The sequence below is a fragment of the Williamsia sp. Leaf354 genome, assembly GCF_001424365.1.
Classification (GTDB): Bacteria; Actinomycetota; Actinomycetes; order Mycobacteriales; family Mycobacteriaceae; genus Williamsia_A.
Genome location: NZ_LMPL01000002.1, coordinates 434,256 through 452,658 on the forward strand (window position 1 = coordinate 434,256; position 18,403 = coordinate 452,658).

The following is an 18,403-nucleotide window of genomic DNA, read 5'->3' on the forward strand; positions in this document are numbered from 1 at the left end:
CTACCGTCTCCGGTGTGACCTCACCCGGGGCTTGCGCGGAGCCTGTCGATTTCCGCAGCGCGGTCGACTCGATGCATGCGGCACGGATCCGTCCCGACATCGAGGTCGGCAGCATCCGTCCGCCCCAGCGCCTCGCGCCCTACAGCCACGCCATCGGCGCCGAGGTCACCCAACCCGAACCCGACGGTGAGATCCCGACCGACTCCGACGGCAGCGCCTTCGGCCGGCTCATCCTGCTCTACGACCCCGACGGCCAGGACGCCTGGAACGGGACGATGCGTCTCGTCGCGTTCGTCCAAGCCGAGGTCGAAGCGGCACTGGCCACCGATCCCCTGCTCCCCGAGGTCGCGTGGAGCTGGCTGGCCGACGCCCTGGCGGTCAGCGAGATCACCGCCCTCGGCGGCACCGTCACCTCCACGACATCGGTCCGCTACGGCGACATCTCCGGTCCGCCCCGCGCACACCAACTCGAGCTGCGTGCGTCCTGGACCGCCACCGGGACCGACCTCTCCGCCCACGTCGAGGCCTTCTGCGAGGTGCTGTCGTCGGCGGCGGGTCTGCCGCCGACCGGTGTCACCAACCTCGGTGTCGGCGGCGCGGCCACCTGAGTGGTCGCCCCCATGACCGATCCCACAGCGTCCGATCCCACAGCGTCCGATCCCACAGCGTCCGATCCCACAGCGTCCGATCCCGGACCCGAGCCGGCCTCGGACGCCCCCGAGGCCGTCGCGGAACCGGAGATCACCCCGCTGACCCAGCCCGCCGAGGGCGTCCCACCGGTGCTGCGCACCCCGGCGGAGTTCGACGAGGCGGCAGCGCTTCTCGCCGCGGGCGAGGGACCGGTCGCCCTCGACACCGAGCGAGCCTCGGGCTTCCGCTATTCCGGTCGGGCGTATCTCGTGCAGATCCGCCGACGCGGGTCAGGCTCGTTCCTCATCGACCCCATCGATCACCCGGACGCGTTGGGCGGCGTGATCGCCGCCCTCGACGGACCGCAGTGGGTCCTGCACGCCGCCGATCAGGACCTGCCCTGCCTGCGCGAACTGGGTTTCGTGTGCGCCGACCTGTTCGACACCGAACTCGGTGGACGTCTCCTGGGTCTGCCCCGGGTCAACCTCGCGGCCATGGTGGCCCACCATCTCGGCCTCGGACTGGTGAAAGGGCACGGCGCCGCCGACTGGTCGCGCCGACCGCTCCCCGAGGACTGGCTGAACTACGCCGCCCTCGACGTCGAGGTGCTCGTGGAGCTACGCGATGCCGTCGCCGCCGACCTCCTCGCGGCCGGCAAGGACGAGTGGGCGGCCGAGGAGTTCGAACACGTCCGCACGAAACCCGAACCGCCGCCGCGGGTCGACCGGTGGCGCCGGACGTCGTCGCTGCACACGGTGAAATCGACTCGGGCACTGGCGATCGTGCGTGAATTGTGGTCCTCCCGTGAGGAACTCGCGATCGAACGGGACATCGCGCCGGGCCGGGTGCTGCCCGATTCGGCGATCGTCGCCGCCGCGCAGGCCTCCCCCACCACCGCCGAGGACCTCACCCGACTCCCGGTGTTCGGCGGTCACCGTCAACGCCGCCTCGCGCGCCGCTGGTTCGGTGCCATCGACCGGGCCCGCCGACTCCCCGACTCTGATCTCCCATCCCGCAACGCCGGCGGCGTCGGACTGCCCGCGGTGAACCGGTGGGCCAACCGCAATCCCGAGGCCGCACAACGCCTGTCGGCCACCCGTACCGCCCTGGCCGAGCTCTCCGAGCGTGTGGGCACCCCGGTGGAGAACCTGCTGCAGCCCGACCTGATGCGTCAGATCTGTTGGGACGGCGTCGGTGAACCGGTGACTCTCGACGCGATCACCGAACGCCTCACCCGCGGTGGCGCACGGCGATGGCAGCGTGAACTGTGCACGCCGCTGATGTTCACGGCGTTCACGGCGCCGCCGGAGCCGGAAACACCCGCCGACGACGCCGAACCGGCGGGCTGAGACCTACGTCTCGCGTCTAGTTCTCGGCGGTGACGTCGGAGTCGACGGGGACGTTCTTCGTCGCGGTGACGTCATCGCCCATCGGCGTCACCGACTGCATCGTCGACACCGTGGCGGTGATGGTGCGCGCGAGATCCTGCGCGGTGAGTCCGAGGTCGCCGAGGATCTCGTTGCGGCTGCTGTGGGCCAGGAACTCCTGCGTGATGCCGCGCTGCTGCACCGGCACGTCGACACCGGCTCGGCGCAGTCGATCGCTGATGGCCGATCCGACGCCGCCGTGCACCCCGTTGTCCTCGAGGGTCACCACCAGACGGTGGCTCTTCGCGAGGTCGACGATCGAGTCGTTCACCGGCAGCACCCACCGCGGGTCGACCACCGTGACGTCGATGCCCTGCTGTGCCAGACGGCCGGCGGTGTCGACGGCCAACGCGGCGAACGCGCCGACCCCGACGACGAGTACGTCGGACGGCCCCGTGCTCGACGAGCGGTAGAGGACGTCGGTGCCGTCGGCGAGTCGCTCGATCGACCGGATGTCCTCGGGCACAGCACCCTTGGAGTAGCGCAGCGCGGTCGGGCCGTCGGCGGTGTCGAGTGCCTCGCCCAGCTCTTCGCGGAGACGGACGGCGTCGCGGGGCGCCGCGACACGCAGGCCGGGGACCAGCGCCATGAGCGACAGATCCCACATGCCGTGGTGGCTCGGGCCGTCGGGCCCGGTCACGCCGGAGCGGTCGAGGACGAGTGTGACGGGCTGTTTCAGCAGCGCGACGTCCATCAGCAACTGATCGAACGCGCGGTTGAGGAACGTGGAGTAGATCGCGACCACGGGGTGCATGCCACCGAGCGCGAGCCCCGCCGCCGAGGTCAGCGCGTGCTGCTCGGCGATGCCGACGTCGAAGAGACGGTCGGGGAACTTCGCCCCGAACGGGGCGAGACCGGTGGGCCCGGCCATGGCCGCGGTGATGGCCACGACGTCGTCGCGCCGGGAACCGGCCTCGACCAGAGCCGCAGAGAACACCGAGGTCCAGTCCTGCGGGGGCACGCTCGTCGCACGACCGGTGAGCGGGTCGATGATGCCGATGCCGTGCATCTGGTCGGCCTCGTCGTTCTCGGCGTAGGCGTAGCCCATCCCCTTGCGGGTGACGGTGTGCACGATCACCGGGCCGCCGAACGACTTCGCACGCGCCAATGCGCTCTCGAGCGCCGACTGATCGTGCCCGTCGACCGGGCCGACGTACTTGATGCCGAGATCGGTGAACATCGCCTGCGGAGCCAGGAAATCCTTGATGCCGCTCTTCATGCCGTGCAACGCGGCGTAGGCCACCGACCCGACGACCGGCACGCCGGTCAGCATGCGGCGACCCTCGTCGAGGAACTTCTCGTATCCGGGCTGCAACCGCAGGCCCGCGAGGTGGTCGGCGAGACCGCCGATGGTCGGGGCGTACGAGCGACCGTTGTCGTTGACGATCACGACCAGGGGGCGGTCGCCGGCGGCGATGTTGTTCAGCGCCTCCCAACACATGCCGCCGGTGAGCGCGCCGTCACCGACGACCGCGACCACGTGGCGGCGGCGGCCGGTCAGCTCGAACGCCTTGGACAGACCGTCGGCGTAGGACAGCGCAGCCGACGCGTGCGACGACTCGACCCAGTCGTGTTCGCTCTCGGCACGCTCCTGGTAGCCGGTGAGACCACCGCGCTGACGCAGGGTGTCGAAGGCGTCACGGCGGCCGGTGACGATCTTGTGGACGTAGGACTGATGTCCGGTGTCGAAGATGACGGCGTCCGACGGCGATTCGAAGACGCGATGGATGGCGAGGGTGAGTTCGACCACGCCGAGGTTGGGGCCGAGGTGCCCGCCGGTGGCCGACACCTTGTCGATCAGGAAGGTACGGATCTCCGCGGCGAGCTCCTCGAGCTCCGCCGCCGTGAGGCCTGCGAGATCCCGCGGCGAATCGATCCTCTCGAGCACACCCATCGACGCTCCTTCCACCATGGTGATGTCGAGTCTACGGAAGGGGCTCGTCCGATCGGCCACCGCCGAGTGTGGGGTCGGGCACCAGGGCCGCGATCGCCTCGACGTGGTGGGTCAACGGGAAGGCGTCGAGCCCGACCAGCTCGACGGGCCGGTAGCCGAGTTCGCGGTAGGTACCCAGATCACGGGCGAAGGTGGCGGCGTCGCAGCCGACGTGGACGACCAGCGCCGGGCCCGCGGCGCAGATGCCCTCCACGACCGATCGGCCGGCGCCGCTGCGCGGTGGGTCGGCGACGACGACGTCGGGGGCGGGCAGGTTGACCAGGGCGGCGTCGACGGGTCCGCGGTACACCGCCACCCGGTCGTCGTCGGCGTAGGTGGCGCGCGCGGCGGCCGTCGCCGCGGCGTCGGCCTCGACCACCACCACCGAGGTCAGCGTGTCGACGGCGTCGCACAGCGCGCCGGCGAACACCCCGACACCGCCGTAGAGATCCCAGGCCGACGTCGCGGTCGGGGCATGACGCGCGGCCATGGCCCCCACGAGTTCGCCGTAGCGGGTCGGGGCGGAACGATGTGCCTGCCAGAAGCCGGTCACCGGCAGGAGCCACGTGCGGCCGCCGACGCGGTGCACGGCGGTGTCGGATCCCGCCACCACCGTCTCGCGGGACACCGAGCGCCCCGAGCGGGCCCGTTGCGCCCGGCCTCGACGGTCGTTGCCGCGTCGTCCGGACCGACCCCGCGCGGGTGTCGTGGGGCTCGTGACGAGTTCGGTCAGGTGCATCACACCGTCGTCCCCGCCCACGGCCACCACCTCCGCGCCCGGCGTCCACGAATGGGCGTCGAGCCCGTCGAGGAGTTCGACGATCGGCTGCGCGCACCGCGCACCGGTCACCACGGCATCCGACGCCGGGGCGTGCACGCCGACGACACCGGCGGCGTCGACGGGCATCCGCACCCGGGTACGCCAGTGCGTCGGGGCCCCGAGGGACGCCACCTCGACCGCGGCCGCACCGGACGCGCGCAGCGCATCCGGTGACCACCCGCCGAGTCGTTCGAGCTGTTCACCGATGACCGTCGCCTTGATGTCGCGGGCGTGGTCGGCGGTGACGAACGAGAGATCGCAGCACCCGGCGCCGGCCGCGGCCGCGGCGCACACCGATTCGATCCGGTGTGCGGACGGTTCGACGACCTCGACGACGACGGCGTGGCAGTAGGAGCGGTGGCGGTCCTCTGTCACCTCGACGAGGACGCGTTCACCGGGCAGGGCGCCGCGTACGAACACCGCGCGACCCCCGTCGCGACCGACCATCGCACCCCCGTGTGCCGGACGCAGGTCGGTGAGTTCGCGCCGCGACCCCGTCCAGCCTCCGGACTCCGCAGGCCGCGCGCTCACGGGGTGTCGCTGCCGGAGCCGCGGGCACCGGGCGGGGTGCTGCGGCTTTCCGCGCCGAGCGGTTCGGGGGCACCCACCATGCCGCGACGGAGGTCGCCGGGTGCGTTGTAGACGCGGTCCTTGTTCTTGCGGCGGTCCGACGAACTGAGCTGCCACGGAACCGATGTCACCATCACGCCGGGCTCGAACAGGAGTCGTCCCTTGAGGCGCAGCGCCGACTGGTTGTGCAGGATCTGCTCCCACCAGTGACCGACGACGTATTCGGGGATGAACACGGTGATGACGTCGCGCGGCGACTCGCGGCGCAGCCGTCGGACGTAATCGATGACCGGACGGGTGATCTCACGATAGGGCGACGCGATCACCTTCAGCGGGACGGTGATGTCGCTGCTCTCCCACTCGGCCACGAGGCGCCGTGTGTCGCGGTCGTCGACGTTGACGGTGATGGCCTCCAGCGCGTCGGGCCGGGTGGCACGGGCGAAGGCCAGGGCCCGCTTGGTGGGCAGGTGCAGTTTCGACACCAGCACCACCGAGTGGGTGCGGCTGGGCAGGATCGTCTCGTATTCGCTGTTGTCGAGCTCGGTCTGGACCGACGCGTAGTGCCGGTGGATGAGCTGCATCAACCCGAAGATCGCGATCATCGCGACGATCGCGATCCAGGCGCCGGCGAGGAATTTGGTGATGAGGACGATCACGAGGACGGTGCCGGTCATCGCCAGGCCGATGGAGTTGATGATGCGCGACCGTTGCATCCGTCCGCGTGCACCGGGGTCGGTCTCGGTGCGCAGGTGGCGGGTCCAGTGGCGCACCATGCCGATCTGGCTCAGCGTGAACGAGACGAACACGCCCACGATGTAGAGCTGGATGAGGGCGGTGACCTGGGCGCCGAACGCGACGACGAAGGCGATCGCGGCGATGGCGAGGAACAGGATGCCGTTGCTGAAGGCGAGGCGGTCGCCGCGGGTGTGGAGCTGGCGCGGCAGGTAGCGGTCCTGCGCGAGCACCGAACCCAGCACGGGGAATCCGTTGAACGCGGTGTTGGCGGCGAGCACGAGGATGAGCGCGGTCACGATCGTGACGAAGTAGAAGCCGGGGGTGAAGTTCGCGAACACGGCGTGGGCGAGCTGGGCCACCAGGGACTTCTGTTGGTATCCCGCGGGTGCGCCGGTGAGATCGGCGGCCGGGTTCTCCACGTACTTCGCGCCGATCTTCTGCGCGAGCAGGATGATCCCGAGCAGCAGCACGACCGCGATGGCACCGAGCAGGAACAGCGTCGTGGCGGCGTTGCGCGACTTCGGCTTCTGGAACGCGGGGACGCCGTTGCTGATGGCCTCGACACCGGTCAGCGCCGCGCAGCCCGAGGAGAACGCGCGGGCGATGAGGAACACGAAGGCGATACCGACGAGGTGGCTGTTCTCGGCCTTCACGCCGAAGTCGGCGGTCTCGGAGCTGATGTCGTCGCCGAGGATGAAGATCTGTACGAAACCCCAGATGAGCATGACGACCATGCCGGCGATGAACGCGTAGGTGGGGATGGCGAAGGCGGTGCCGCTCTCGCGGATGCCACGCAGGTTCACGCTCGTGAGCAACACGATGGCCACCACGCAGAACAACACCCTGTGCTGTTCGACGAACGGGATGGCCGATCCGATGTTCTCCGCCGCCGAGGAGATCGAGACCGCGACGGTGAGGATGTAGTCGACGAGCAGGGCACTGCCGACGGTGAGCCCGGCCTTGGGGCCGAGATTGACCGTCGCCACCTCGTAGTCGCCGCCGCCGGAGGGGTAGGCGTGCACGTTCTGCCGGTAGCTCGCGACCACCACGGCCATCACCACCGCGACCGCGACACCGATCCACGGGGTGTAGGTGTAGGCCGACAGTCCGGCGACCGAGAGCACCAGGAAGATCTCCTGCGGCGCATAGGCGACCGACGACATCGCGTCGGAGGCGAAGACCGGCAGCGCGATCCGCTTGGGCAGCAACGTGGCGCCGAGGGTGTCGCTCCGGAACGGACGTCCGAGGACGAGCCGTTTCGCTGCTACGGACAGCTTGGACACGGTGGACACTGGGCAACCATAGGACGTGGTCGTCACCGCGGCGACGTGGGGCGGTAGCGTTTCCGATCGCGGGTCCGGTTGTACCGAGGAGGACGCTGGTGCGGGTAGTGATCATGGGGTGCGGCCGGGTCGGTTCGTCCCTGGCCCTCGCCCTGGAGGGCAAGGGGCACGAGGTGGCGGTCGTCGACCGCGACTCCTCGGCGTTCCGACGTCTGGGCAGCGGTTTCGGCGGCACCACCGTCAAGGGCGTGGGCTTCGACCGGGACGTGTTGCGGACGGCGGGCATCGCCGACGCCGACGCGTTCGCCGCGGTGTCCTCCGGCGACAACTCGAACATCATCGCCGCGCGTGTCGCGCGCGAGACCTTCGGTGTCGAGAAGGTCGTCGCGCGGATCTACGACGCCAAACGCGCCGCGGTGTACGAACGTCTGGGCATACCCACCGTCGCGACGGTGCCGTGGACCACCCAGCGGTTCGTCGCCGCACTCGGTGAGGGCAGCCCGTCGACGGCCTGGCGGGATCCCTCCGGCTCGGTGCTGGTGACGCTGATTCCGTTCCACGAGAGTTGGATCGGGCAGACCGCGGCGGTGTTCCAGGAGGAGACCGGGGCGCGCATCGCGTTCATCAACCGACTCGGCAACGCGCTGTTGCCCGAACCGCGCACGGTGCTGCAGCAGGACGACAACGTGTTCGTCTCGGTGTTGCGCGACAACCGCGACAACGCTTTCGCGGTCGCCGCGGGCGAACGGGACGCAGGATGACCGGGGCCGTGATCGTCGGCGGTCCCCACGACAGAGGTGGTCAACGGTGAAGGTCGCCATCGCCGGGGCGGGTGCGGTGGGTCGCTCGATCGCCCGCGAACTGCTCCACAACAAGCACGAGGTGATGTTGCTCGAGCGCCGCGTCGACAACATCGACGAGGCCTCGGTCCCCGGGGCCACGTGGATCAACGGTGACGCCTGCGAACTCGACAACCTCGAACAGGCGCAGCTGCACACCTACGACGTGATGGTGGCCGCCACCGGTGACGACAAGGCCAACCTCGTGGTGAGTCTGTTGGCCAAGACCGAGTTCGCCGTGGACCGTGTGGTGGCCCGCGTCAACGACCCGCGCAACGAGTGGCTCTTCGACGAGGGGTGGGGTGTCGACGTGGCGGTGTCCACGCCGCGCATCCTCGCCTCGTTGGTCGAGGAGGCCGTGTCGGTCGGGGATCTCGTGCGGCTCATGACCTTCCGGCAGGGTCAGGCGAACCTCGTGGAGATCACGCTGCCGCAGGACACCTCGTTCGCGGGCAAGCCCGTGCGCAAGCTGGTGCTGCCGCGTGACGCGGCGCTGGTCGCGATCCTGCGCGGTGGACGGGTGATCGTGCCGCAGGCCGACGACCCGGTCGAGGGTGGCGACGAACTGGTCTTCATCGCGCCGGCCGAGGTGGAAGAGGCTCTCCGCGAGGCGATCCTCAGCCTCTAGGCGCCGTCGTCCCGCCGGTCTCGTGTGCCCCGTCGGGTTCGATCGTCTCGTCGGGCTCGGTCGATTCCTCGCGTTCGGCCCAGCGCACCAGCAGGACCGTCGCCAGGCCGGCGGCGATGGTGAGCGGCCATCCCATGCCGATGCGTGCCACGGCGAGCAGACCGGTCTGGTCGGAGTCGTAGAGGAACGACTGGACGAGGTAGCGGACGCCGAACAGCACCGCCCACACCGCGGTCGCGAGGTCGTAGGCGAGCAGGGTCCGCCGGTGCTTGCGCCACGCGGTCCCGTTGCCGTTCACCACGTTCCAGATGACGCCGACCAACGGCCAGCGCACCAGGATCGACAGCAGGAACGCGCCCGCGTAGACGAGCGTCGTCCAGATGCCGACGAGGAAGAACCCCTTGGCGTCGCCGGTGCGGTGGGCGATGAACACGCAGATCGCCACGCCGAACAGCCCCGAGACGGCGGGCTGGATCGGGTCGCGGCGGATGAGCCGGTAGGCGAAGATCGCCACCGATGCCGCGACGGCGGCGATGATGCCGGGGGTGAGACCGCCGATGGCGTTGGCCGTGACGAACACGACGATCGGCACGGTCGAGAAGATCAGGCCGGGTACGCCACCCATCTGCTCGAGCAGTGTGGGCGCCGCGGCCGCGGCTGTCGTGACGGTATCCGGGGTGTCGGGTGCGTGATCGGGGTCGGACAGGCCACGCGAGGGGTCAGTCGTCACCGAGGAGCTCGTAGTACGGGTTGTAGATCACCTTGGCGCCGTCCTTCTCGCCGAGGCGGCCGCGCACGGTGATCTTGCGTCCCGGCTCGATGCCGGGGATGCGGTTGCGACCGATCCACTTGAGCACGACGACGTCGGTGCCGTCGAAGAACTCCGCGACCACACCGGTCTTCGTCGCCTTCGAACAGGTCTGCACCGACCGCAGCTCACCGAGCATGCTGACCTCCTCGCCGCGCGAACAGTCGCACGCGCGCTGAGCACCGGTCGCCTGCGACTGCTCCGAGATCTTCTCGGCGTCAGCCTGCTCGAGATCCTCGGTGAGACGCCTGGTGAGGCGCTTGAGGTATCCGGCTCCTGCGGTCATCGCACCCTTTCACGGTCGCTGATCGGGGTCTTGATGGCGGCCCCTGGATCGCCAGGGTAGACCTCGCCCGATCACCACACCACCCACGGGGCAGGATCATGGGATGGACACCGTCACACCGTTCGAGACCAGCGGTCTCGCAGGCGCATCGGTGCTGGTGGGACTACCCGGGACGGGCTCCGACGCCGACTACGCCAGGCGCGCCTTCACCCCGCTCGCCGACGCCCTGGGCCTGCCGCTGACCGCCGTCGATCCCGGCCCCGACGGGGTCGGGACGTCCTACCTCCGCGCCCTCGAGGACGCTGCCGCCGGGGACGGTTCGGTCCTCGTCGCCGGGATCTCCAGCGGGGCCTGCATCGGCGTCGGATGGGCGCTCGGATCCGACGCGTGTGCAGGCGTGGTCGCCGCGCTGCCTCCCTGGCTGTTCGACGGGGAGACCGCACCGTCGCCGGCGGCACTGAGTGCGCTGGCCGCGGTCGACCTCATCGACCGCCTCGGGACCGACGGCGCCATCGCGGAGATGCGGACGCACACACCCCCGTGGCTGGGCGCGGAACTGGCGCGGTCGTGGACGTCGATCGGCGCCCCGCTGCGATCACAGCTCGCTGAGGCGGCCGCGATGCGCACACCGACATCGGGGATGCTGTCGGCGCTCGGCGTGCCGCTCGCGGTGGTGGGCGTGCGCGACGACCCCATCCATCCCCACGCCGTCGCCGAGCACTGGGCGAACCTGGCGCCGCGGTCGGCGATGGGATCGATCACCTTCGGCGACTGGGGCGCCGATCCGGGCTCGATCGGGCGAGCGGCGGCGTCGGCCTGGGCCGAACTGGCCTGAGCCGCCGTCCACTTCGTGCCGTGGGGGTCTACTTCTTGCCCTGCCGTCGGCGCAGGCGCTGCAGCGCCGACCCCGACGACCGACGCGACCGATCCGCCTCGGCTTCCGACGGCTCCTGTTCGGCGGCGTCGGTGACCTCGATGTCGGGGTGCATGTCGGTTCCGACGGGATCGTCCTCACCGATCACGTGCGCCCGCGCACTCTGGGCGATCGCACCCTCGGGCGCGACCTCGGTGTCGTCACCGGGAACGGCCTCGCCAGCCGTCGGCGCCGGTGTGGTGCCGGATTGCTCGGCGAGTTCCTCGGGGGCTGCGGCGAACTGCTCCATGACGCCGTCGGCCTGCATCTGCTGCTGTGCGGCGAACACCTGCTCGGCGAGCACGGGAGGCAGCGAGACGGGCAGTGGGTCTCGCGGCGGATGCGGGTCGGAGCCGCGTCGCACCACCGACTCGCTGAGGACGGCGCGCGCAACGGGCGCGAGGTCGTCCGCCGATTCCGGCGGACCGCTCGCGACGCAGCGGACCATCCACCGGGGTCCCTCGGCGCCGATGAACCGGTGCACCCCACCGGGCACCACGGCCACGACCTCGCGGCCCCAGTGTCCGTCCTCGGTGGACGCCTCGGCACCGTCGGTGCGCAGGGTGTCGACCAACTCCCCCACCACCTCTCGCCACAGGCCGGGCGACCGCGGTGCGGCGAACGCCGCGACGCTGATGCGGCCGTGCGGGGTCACGAGGTGGACCGCCTGGGGCTGGTGGTCGGCGGTCATCTCCACGGTGACCTGCCCGCCCTCGACCACCGGCACGAGCACCGATCCCAGGTCGAGATGCGAGTTGGACAGGTCGACGTCCTCGGCCAGATCCTCGATGTCGTAGGGGCCCCGCCCCGAACCGATCTCCTCCGTCATGCTCGTCATCCTTCCCGACGCGGATCGGCGAGCGACGCGTGACCACCACTCGAGCCGTGGCCGCCGGTTCCCCGACTGGTCTCGTCGAGTGTCTCGACCTCGACGAACTCGGGCAGCTCGACGCGCTGGACCAGCAGCTGCGCGATGCGGTCGCCGCGCTCGATGGTGATCGGCTCGGCCGGATCGAGATTGATCAGACACACCTTGATCTCGCCGCGGTAGCCGGCGTCGACGGTGCCGGGGGCGTTGACGATGGAGAGTCCGACGCGCGTGGCGAGACCCGAGCGTGGATGGATCAGGCCCACCGTGCCGACGGGCAGCGCGACGGCGATCCCGGTCGGGACGAGCTCGCGCGCGCCGGGGGCGAGAACGGTGTCCACGGTGCTGCACAGATCGACCCCGGCATCGGAGTCGTGTGCGCGGTGCGGAGGGGGGACCGAGGGGTCGAGTCGTCGGAATGCAACCGTCTCGACCTGCGCATCGACTGCCACACGCGAAGACTACGCTGGCCTGGTGGCATCGTTTTCATCGACCGACGAGCGCGGGTTGTCCCCTGTCGCCGACCGTTTCACCGAGCGTCTGCGGGTCCCGTGGTGGTGGTGGCCGGCGGCCGCGGTCGTGGTCGGCGTGTTCGGGTACGAGATCCAGCTCGCGGCCCGGCAGGCGTCGTGGAGCGCCATCGCCTATGTCGTCGTCGCGGTGCTCGCGGTGTGGATGCTGTGGTCGATGGGCCGTGTCACCGTCCGTGTGACCGCCGACGGCGAATTGTGGGCCCACAAGGCGCATCTGCCCGTGTCGCTGATCGCCCGCGGCGCCACCATCCCGGCGACGGCGAAGAGCGCGGCGCTCGGCCGGCAGCTCGACCCGGCGGCGTTCATGATGCATCGGGCATGGGTCAAGACGATGGTGCTCCTCGTCCTCGACGACCCCGACGACCCGACTCCCTACTGGCTGGTCAGCACCCGGCATCCCGCCGAGCTGCTCGCCGCGATCGGACTGTCCGACGCCTCGGACCGCGACCGGGACTGACGGACCTGACACCCTCTGACACACGACGAGCGCCGACCCGCCCAGTGGGCGAATCGGCGCTCGTCGTGTCTCGCGTCGCCGTGTGACGGCGACGTCGTCTCACTCCCGCGTCGGGAAGACCGTGACGATCAGGCGCAGTCCACGCAGATCAACGAGTTGCCGTTCTCGCGGGCGAGTCGGCTGCGGTGGTACACGAGAAAGCAACTCGTGCAGGTGAACTCGTCGGCCTGCTTGGGCACGACCCGCACGGAGAGTTCTTCTCCGGACAGATCAGCACCGGGCAGTTCGAAGGACTCGGCCGTGTCGCCCTCGTCGACGTCGACCGACGCGGCCTGCGCCTCGCTCCGTCGCGCTTTGAGCTCCTCGAGCGAGTCCTCGCTGAGGTCTTCGGTTTCGGTTCGACGTGGGGCGTCGTAATCAGTAGCCATGTTTCCGCCTTCACTCAATACCTGTGGCCGGCGCGACTGCGTTCCGCTTGTTTCGCGAGATCGTCGGGCGCCGTGTGTGGACGACCCGTTTGACTCGAGTCGCCCTGTCCCTCACGGGCGTGCCATGTAGTAACGACACATCCGTCGGATTTGTTGCCCTCACCGGGGTGTTGTGCAGTGACCTTGACCACATGGGCCGAGTTTCTGGACCACAAGACCAGTTACGCTGAGGCGGGCGAAGCGTAGCTCAACCACCGGACCGGGTCAACTGCGGATGTCGCACCGGCGCGGCGGCGTGCTCGCCGCCTATGGTGAGGGTCGCCGCCGGGACCATCACCGGACCCCGGCCACCTGCGAAGGGAAGTCAGTCGAGCGTGGTTTCGCAGATCACCATCGGATACCCCACCGACGACCACGGTCGTCCTTTCCGACGCCGCCGTTTCATCCCGTTCGTCATCGCCGTCGTCGTGCTGCTGGTGTTGGCCCTCGTCGTGTGGATCAGCGCGCTCTCCGACGGCGGTGCGGAGTCGGCGACGACCAGCTGCAACCCGCCGCCGGTCCCGTCCTCGGCAGCAGCCGCGGCCTCGGGCGCCCCGTCGCCCGCGCCCACGACCACGGTCGCCAACAGCGATCTGCTCGACGTGGCCCCGGGCGCGCTGTCGACCTTCCAGGTGCGCGTCCTCAACGCCTCGGCCGAACGCGGTCAGGCACGCAGCGTGCTCGACGACCTGACCTCACAGGGCTTCACCCCGGCGACCGACACCCCGTACGCCGACGACACCGTCTACCCCGATCAGAACCTCGACTGCGTCGGACAGATCCGGTTCGGTCAGGCCAGCCGTGCCGCCGCGGCGGCGTTGTGGGTGGCCGAGCCCTGCGCCCAGCTCGTCGACGACGGCCGGTCGGGTTCGGTGGTCGACCTCGTGCTGGGAACCCAATTCACCGGCCGCGAGCAGTCGCAGGACGCCCAGGCCGTTCTCGAGGCGCTGCGGCAGGCCGACCCGTCGAACCCGCGTACCGGCGCCGACCCGGCGTTGGTGTCCGCGGTGCACAACGCGTCCTGCTGACGCGTCCCCCACATCCGGTCAGCTGATCGGTCCCGACGCACCGATCTCGTCGAGCAGCGCCAGGAACTCGTCGGCGATACCCGGTGCGACGGCGATGGTCACCGGCCCCTCGTCGCCCCGCGACCGCGGGCCGGGTGTCCGGACCGCCGCGCCGGCCTCCTCGGCGATCAGGGCCCCCGCGGCCCAGTCCCACGGGTTGAGCCCGTGCTCGAAGTGGGCGTCGACCGCGCCGGAGGCCACCATGCACAGATCCAGCGCCGCCGACCCGACCCGACGGATGTCACGGATGCGCGGGAGCAACTCCGCGATCACCCGGCCCTGCGCGCGGCGCCGGTCCTCGCCGTAGCCGAAGCCGGTCGCGACGAGCGCGAGCGAGACCGACGACACCGCGTTGGCCCGCAGGGTCTGCGGCCCGGTGCCGTCGTCGCGCACGGCGCCACCGCCCCGGGCGGCCGAGTAGACGACCGACCGTGCGACATCGACGACGGCACCCGCGACCGACACGCCGTCGATCTGCGCGGCGATCGACACCGAGTACGCCGGGATCCCGTAGAGGAAGTTGACCGTCCCGTCGATGGGGTCGACGACCCAACGCACCCCCGAGGGCACGTCCACCGAACCGCCGTCCTCCTCGCCGAGGAACGCGTCGTCGGGGCGCAGCCGGAGCAGATGGGCACGGATGGCCGCCTCGGCCTCGGTGTCGACGACGGTCACCGGATCGGTGGGTGTGCTCTTCGTCGACACCGCCGAGGAGTGCAGCGGTGCCGCCGCGTGGTCGATGAGGTCACCGCGGCGGGTCCGGATCAGTGTGGCGGCGTCGCGGGCGACGTCGACGGCGATGGCGGTCAGTTCAGCGGCAGTGGTCACGCGTCCATGTCAGCACACCCGTGCGGGCGGTGCCGTGGTCGCACCCGCCGTGGCACCGGCGCGGGCGAGACGCAGACGGCCCGTGGATCGGTGAGCCCGCAGCGCGCGGTCGCCGTCATGACTAGCCTTGAGCGCGAGTCGGAGTCGGCCACCATCGGTGACCACCGACGGCCACATCCACGAGCCACGCCGGGCGCGAGAATCGTTCGGACGCCGTCTGCCGAGAGGACCTCGCCATGAGCGACGCGACACCCGCCACCGACCCCGCGACGCCGCTGGGCGCCGACGTCCCGCGCGACGGATCGGGAGGTCTGGCCTTCGGCGTCGACGTCGGGGGTTCGGGCATCAAGGGCGGCATCGTCGACCTGTCGACCGGTGAGCTCGTCGGCGAGCGGTTCAAGGTGCTGACCCCGCAGCCGTCGACCCCCGCCGCCGTCGCGGGCGGTATCCACGAGGTGACCGAGCACTTCGCCTGGACCGGGCCGGTGGGTGTCACGCTCCCCAGCGTCGTCTCCGGCGGTGTCGTGCGCAGCGCCGCCAACATCGACAAGTCGTGGATCGGGACCGACCCTTACCCGCTGCTCGCCGGTGTCCTCGGTGACCGCGACTTCTCTGTCCTCAACGACGCCGACGCGGCCGGGATGGCCGAGGACGCGTTCGGTGCCGGCAAGGACGCCGCGGGCATGGTCATGCTGTTGACGTTCGGCACCGGCATCGGTTCGGCGATCCTGTTCCACGGGAAGCTGGTGCCCAACACCGAACTCGGCCACATGGAGGTCGGCGGGGTGGAGGCCGAGCACCAGGCGTCGTCGAAGGTCAAAGAGGACAAGGACATGTCCTACGAGAAGTGGGCGGGTCACGTGTCGAAGGTGCTCACCGCCTACGAGAACCTCTTCTGGCCCGACCTGTTCATCGCCGGGGGTGGCATCAGCCGCAAGGCCCACAAGTGGGTACCGCACCTCACCAACCGCACGCCCGTGGTCCCGGCGACACTGCTCAACACCGCCGGGATCGTCGGCGCGGCCATGGCTGTGGGTGCCCGTCTGCGGCCCTGATCGGCGGTTATGGCGACGCCAAGCGTGGTGTGGCGAACGGTGGGGCCGTCGAATCGTTACAATGGGTCGGTCGGCCATCGAGCCGGCCCATCACGCCCCCGCTCCGCCGAGGTGATCTCTCGGTGTGACGCCACATGATTCCAGTCCCGAAAGGTCGTACGTGGCAGCCACCAAAACTCGCCAGGAAACGGACAGCGACGAGTCCTCGGACGTGACCGCACCGCGAGCAGCAGCGAAGAAGACCACTGCCCGGAAGACGGCCGCCAAGAAGGCACCCGCGAAGAAGGCCCCGGCCAAGAAGGCGGCCCGCAAGGCCACCGCCAAGGCCCCGGCCGCCGCCGATCCCGCCACCGATGGCGACGAGAACCCCGAGTCCATCGACGATCTCGACGCCCCCGAGGGTGAGATCGACGAGGAGATCGTGGTCGACGACATCGAGGTCGAGGAACCGTCCACCGACTCCGACGGCGCCACCGCCAAGGTGAAGCCGGCCGCCAAGGCCGACGCCGAGGAGATCGAGGAGCCCACCGAGGAGGACAAGAAGTCCGGCGACTTCGTGTGGGACGAGGACGAGTCCGAGGCACTGCGGCAGGCCCGCAAGGACGCCGAGCTCACCGCCTCGGCCGACTCGGTCCGCGCCTACCTCAAGCAGATCGGCAAGGTCGCCCTGCTCAACGCCGAGGAGGAGGTCGAGCTCGCCAAGCGCATCGAGGCCGGACTCTTCGCCACCGAGCGCATGCGCCGCATCGCCGACGCCGGCGAGAAGCTGACCGTCGCCCAGCGACGCGACCTGTCCTGGATCTCCCGCGACGGCAACCGCGCGAAGAACCACCTGCTCGAGGCCAACCTCCGTCTCGTCGTCTCGCTCGCCAAGCGCTACACCGGCCGCGGCATGGCGTTCCTGGACCTCATCCAGGAGGGCAACCTCGGTCTGATCCGCGCGGTCGAGAAGTTCGACTACACCAAGGGCTACAAGTTCTCGACGTACGCCACCTGGTGGATCCGTCAGGCGATCACCCGCGCCATGGCCGATCAGGCCCGCACCATCCGTATCCCGGTGCACATGGTCGAGGTCATCAACAAGCTCGGTCGCATCCAGCGCGAACTCCTGCAGGACCTGGGCCGCGAGCCCACCCCCGAGGAACTCGCCAAGGAGATGGACATCACGCCCGAGAAGGTGCTGGAGATCCAGCAGTACGCGCGTGAGCCGATCTCGCTCGACCAGACCATCGGCGACGAGGGCGACAGCCAGCTCGGTGACTTCATCGAGGACTCCGAGGCCGTCGTGGCCGTCGACGCCGTGTCCTTCACCCTCCTGCAGGATCAGCTGCAGTCGGTGCTCGAGACGCTGTCCGAGCGTGAGGCGGGCGTGGTCCGTCTGCGCTTCGGTCTCACCGACGGGCAGCCGCGCACCCTCGACGAGATCGGCCAGGTGTACGGCGTGACGCGTGAGCGCATCCGCCAGATCGAGTCTAAGACGATGTCGAAGCTGCGTCACCCGTCGCGCTCGCAGGTCCTGCGCGACTACCTCGACTAGTCACACCCGTTCCACCGACTCGGCCGCCCCGGAGATCTTTCCGGGGCGGCCGCGTCGTCGGCGTGGTCAGGAACGGGCACGGCTCCCCTGGTCGAACAGCGCCCACACGGGTCCGGTGACGAGCCAGATCGCGGTGATGATGCCCAGCAGCGGGAAGATCCCGAAGAGGTCGCGCGCCTGATCGGAGTCGGCGACGGTGACGGCCAGCCCGAGGATGCAGGCTCCCGCGACCACCGCGGCGAGCAGCCATCGCCCGAACTCGGTCACCTCGCGACGCACGGCCTCCGGGCCGTGCTTCACCCGTGGCGGTGGCGGCGGACCGTCGAAGAACCAGTGCGCGCACCGCACATCGGCCCACCGGATCATCGAATGACCGAACGCGACGGTGACGCCAAGGTAGATGCCGGCGATGCGGTGGATCTGTTCGACCTCTGCACCGGCGTGCAGATCGAGGGCGACAGCGGCCAGCAACACGAGATCGACCACGGGTACGAGCCGCAGCACGATCGTCGACGCGCGCTGTGCACGCAGTCCGTACCGCACGGCTAGTCCGGCGATCACGACGACCCAGAAGCCGATCTCGCAACCGATGATGACGAAGAGCACGGGGGAATCCATGTCCCCCAGCGTCGTCGAACGACTTCGGCCCCCGCGTCGGCCGCGGGCCCGATCTCGCAGCCCGGGGCTCATCACTTCGGACGATCCCCGGGTCGGGGTAC

19 protein-coding genes are annotated in these 18,403 nt (G+C 70.1%); 9 read left to right on the forward strand and 10 right to left on the reverse strand.

Translation table 11 applies throughout. The annotated features are described in order from the left end of the window. Positions 1–14 precede the first annotated feature (14 nt). Together ASG12_RS10095 and ASG12_RS10100 are read left to right on the forward strand one after the other, a co-directional pair. Positions 15–608 (forward strand): DUF3000 domain-containing protein, encoded by a 594-nt coding sequence (locus ASG12_RS10095; protein WP_082501840.1) that lies wholly within the window; start codon positions 15–17, stop codon positions 606–608. A 12-nt stretch (positions 609–620) separates the two neighbouring features. Next, on the forward strand, positions 621–1,979 hold the full coding sequence (locus ASG12_RS10100) for an HRDC domain-containing protein (protein WP_055789502.1): 1,359 nt from the start codon (positions 621–623) through the stop codon (positions 1,977–1,979). A gap of 16 nt (positions 1,980–1,995) precedes the next feature. Here the strand turns inward: ASG12_RS10100 and dxs are convergent, their stop codons facing one another. From dxs to ASG12_RS10115, 3 genes are read right to left on the reverse strand one after another with little or no spacing between them, the layout of a single operon-like run. Then, positions 1,996–3,951: a 1-deoxy-D-xylulose-5-phosphate synthase gene (gene dxs, locus ASG12_RS10105; RefSeq protein WP_055789505.1), complete on the reverse strand. Its 1,956-nt coding sequence runs from the start codon at positions 3,949–3,951 to the stop codon at positions 1,996–1,998. A 31-nt stretch (positions 3,952–3,982) separates the two neighbouring features. Beyond that, positions 3,983–5,341, reverse strand: a complete 1,359-nt coding sequence (locus ASG12_RS10110; RefSeq protein ID WP_055788777.1) for a class I SAM-dependent RNA methyltransferase — start codon at positions 5,339–5,341, stop codon at positions 3,983–3,985. Next, complete coding sequence (locus ASG12_RS10115) at positions 5,338–7,407, reverse strand: APC family permease (protein ID WP_055788780.1); 2,070 nt, start codon at positions 7,405–7,407, stop codon at positions 5,338–5,340. Before ASG12_RS10115 ends, ASG12_RS10110 begins: the two co-directional genes overlap by 4 nt. A gap of 89 nt (positions 7,408–7,496) precedes the next feature. Here ASG12_RS10115 and ASG12_RS10120 point away from each other — a divergent pair, with 89 nt between their 5' ends. Together ASG12_RS10120 and ASG12_RS10125 are read left to right on the forward strand one after the other, a co-directional pair. After that, positions 7,497–8,159, forward strand: a complete 663-nt coding sequence (locus ASG12_RS10120; RefSeq protein ID WP_055788783.1) for a potassium channel family protein — start codon at positions 7,497–7,499, stop codon at positions 8,157–8,159. A gap of 46 nt (positions 8,160–8,205) precedes the next feature. Then, positions 8,206–8,865, forward strand: coding sequence for a potassium channel family protein (locus tag ASG12_RS10125; RefSeq protein WP_055788785.1), 660 nt, complete (start codon positions 8,206–8,208; stop codon positions 8,863–8,865). Here ASG12_RS10125 and ASG12_RS10130 read toward each other — a convergent pair. Both ASG12_RS10130 and ASG12_RS10135 read right to left on the reverse strand, forming a co-directional pair. Further along, positions 8,855–9,595, reverse strand: coding sequence for a DUF3159 domain-containing protein (locus ASG12_RS10130; protein WP_443089084.1), 741 nt, complete (start codon positions 9,593–9,595; stop codon positions 8,855–8,857). The two genes, ASG12_RS10125 and ASG12_RS10130, sit on opposite strands and share 11 nt — an antisense overlap. After that, positions 9,585–9,959 carry an OB-fold nucleic acid binding domain-containing protein gene (locus tag ASG12_RS10135; RefSeq protein ID WP_045822558.1) on the reverse strand — a complete coding sequence of 125 codons (375 nt, stop codon included), beginning with the start codon at positions 9,957–9,959 and terminating at the stop codon, positions 9,585–9,587. Before ASG12_RS10135 ends, ASG12_RS10130 begins: the two co-directional genes overlap by 11 nt. A gap of 103 nt (positions 9,960–10,062) precedes the next feature. On the opposite strand from ASG12_RS10135, the gene ASG12_RS10140 reads away from it, so the two are divergent. Continuing rightward, entirely contained in the window at positions 10,063–10,794 is a 732-nt protein-coding gene (locus ASG12_RS10140; protein ID WP_055788787.1) for a hypothetical protein, read from the forward strand. Between the two features lie 28 nt (positions 10,795–10,822). On the opposite strand, the gene ASG12_RS10145 is transcribed toward ASG12_RS10140, so the two are convergent. Beyond that, on the reverse strand, positions 10,823–11,701 hold the full coding sequence (locus tag ASG12_RS10145; RefSeq protein WP_082501903.1) for a DUF3710 domain-containing protein: 879 nt from the start codon (positions 11,699–11,701) through the stop codon (positions 10,823–10,825). Between the two features lie 5 nt (positions 11,702–11,706). Continuing rightward, the gene (gene dut, locus ASG12_RS10150; RefSeq protein ID WP_055788794.1) at positions 11,707–12,192 is read right to left on the reverse strand and encodes a dUTP diphosphatase; all 486 of its coding nucleotides are present in this window, start codon (positions 12,190–12,192) and stop codon (positions 11,707–11,709) included. Between the two features lie 22 nt (positions 12,193–12,214). Between dut and ASG12_RS10155 the strand changes: the two genes are divergently transcribed. Then, on the forward strand, positions 12,215–12,730 hold the full coding sequence (locus ASG12_RS10155) for a DUF3093 domain-containing protein (protein WP_055788796.1): 516 nt from the start codon (positions 12,215–12,217) through the stop codon (positions 12,728–12,730). A 128-nt stretch (positions 12,731–12,858) separates the two neighbouring features. Here ASG12_RS10155 and ASG12_RS10160 read toward each other — a convergent pair whose 3' ends face one another. After that, positions 12,859–13,158 carry a DUF4193 domain-containing protein gene (locus tag ASG12_RS10160; RefSeq protein ID WP_045822554.1) on the reverse strand — a complete coding sequence of 100 codons (300 nt, stop codon included), beginning with the start codon at positions 13,156–13,158 and terminating at the stop codon, positions 12,859–12,861. A gap of 374 nt (positions 13,159–13,532) precedes the next feature. On the opposite strand from ASG12_RS10160, the gene cei reads away from it, so the two are divergent. Further along, positions 13,533–14,225, forward strand: coding sequence for an envelope integrity protein Cei (cei, locus tag ASG12_RS10165; protein ID WP_055789510.1), 693 nt, complete (start codon positions 13,533–13,535; stop codon positions 14,223–14,225). Between the two features lie 18 nt (positions 14,226–14,243). Here cei and ASG12_RS10170 read toward each other — a convergent pair whose 3' ends face one another. Continuing rightward, positions 14,244–15,092 (reverse strand): inositol monophosphatase family protein, encoded by an 849-nt coding sequence (locus ASG12_RS10170; RefSeq protein ID WP_055788800.1) that lies wholly within the window; start codon positions 15,090–15,092, stop codon positions 14,244–14,246. Between the two features lie 236 nt (positions 15,093–15,328). Between ASG12_RS10170 and ppgK the strand changes: the two genes are divergently transcribed. After that, on the forward strand, positions 15,329–16,147 hold the full coding sequence (gene ppgK / locus ASG12_RS10175; protein ID WP_055788803.1) for a polyphosphate--glucose phosphotransferase: 819 nt from the start codon (positions 15,329–15,331) through the stop codon (positions 16,145–16,147). A gap of 160 nt (positions 16,148–16,307) precedes the next feature. Further along, complete coding sequence (locus ASG12_RS10180) at positions 16,308–17,684, forward strand: RNA polymerase sigma factor (RefSeq protein WP_045822550.1); 1,377 nt, start codon at positions 16,308–16,310, stop codon at positions 17,682–17,684. A gap of 66 nt (positions 17,685–17,750) precedes the next feature. Here ASG12_RS10180 and ASG12_RS10185 read toward each other — a convergent pair whose 3' ends face one another. Further along, positions 17,751–18,302, reverse strand: coding sequence for a hypothetical protein (locus ASG12_RS10185; RefSeq protein ID WP_055788806.1), 552 nt, complete (start codon positions 18,300–18,302; stop codon positions 17,751–17,753). Positions 18,303–18,403 lie beyond the last annotated feature (101 nt).

Excerpts from the sequence above, each read along its gene's own strand:
- ASG12_RS10100 (WP_055789502.1), top strand. The coding sequence starts at position 621 with ATGACCGATCCCACAGCGTCCGATCCCACAGCGTCCGATCCCACAGCG.
- ASG12_RS10160 (WP_045822554.1), bottom strand. The coding sequence starts at position 13,158 with ATGGCTACTGATTACGACGCCCCACGTCGAACCGAAACCGAAGACCTC.
- ASG12_RS10140 (WP_055788787.1), top strand. The coding sequence starts at position 10,063 with ATGGACACCGTCACACCGTTCGAGACCAGCGGTCTCGCAGGCGCATCG.
- ASG12_RS10145 (WP_082501903.1), bottom strand. The coding sequence starts at position 11,701 with ATGACGGAGGAGATCGGTTCGGGGCGGGGCCCCTACGACATCGAGGAT.
- ASG12_RS10135 (WP_045822558.1), bottom strand. The coding sequence starts at position 9,959 with ATGACCGCAGGAGCCGGATACCTCAAGCGCCTCACCAGGCGTCTCACC.
- ASG12_RS10185 (WP_055788806.1), bottom strand. The coding sequence starts at position 18,302 with ATGGATTCCCCCGTGCTCTTCGTCATCATCGGTTGCGAGATCGGCTTC.
- dxs (WP_055789505.1), bottom strand. The coding sequence starts at position 3,951 with ATGGGTGTGCTCGAGAGGATCGATTCGCCGCGGGATCTCGCAGGCCTC.
- ppgK (WP_055788803.1), top strand. The coding sequence starts at position 15,329 with ATGAGCGACGCGACACCCGCCACCGACCCCGCGACGCCGCTGGGCGCC.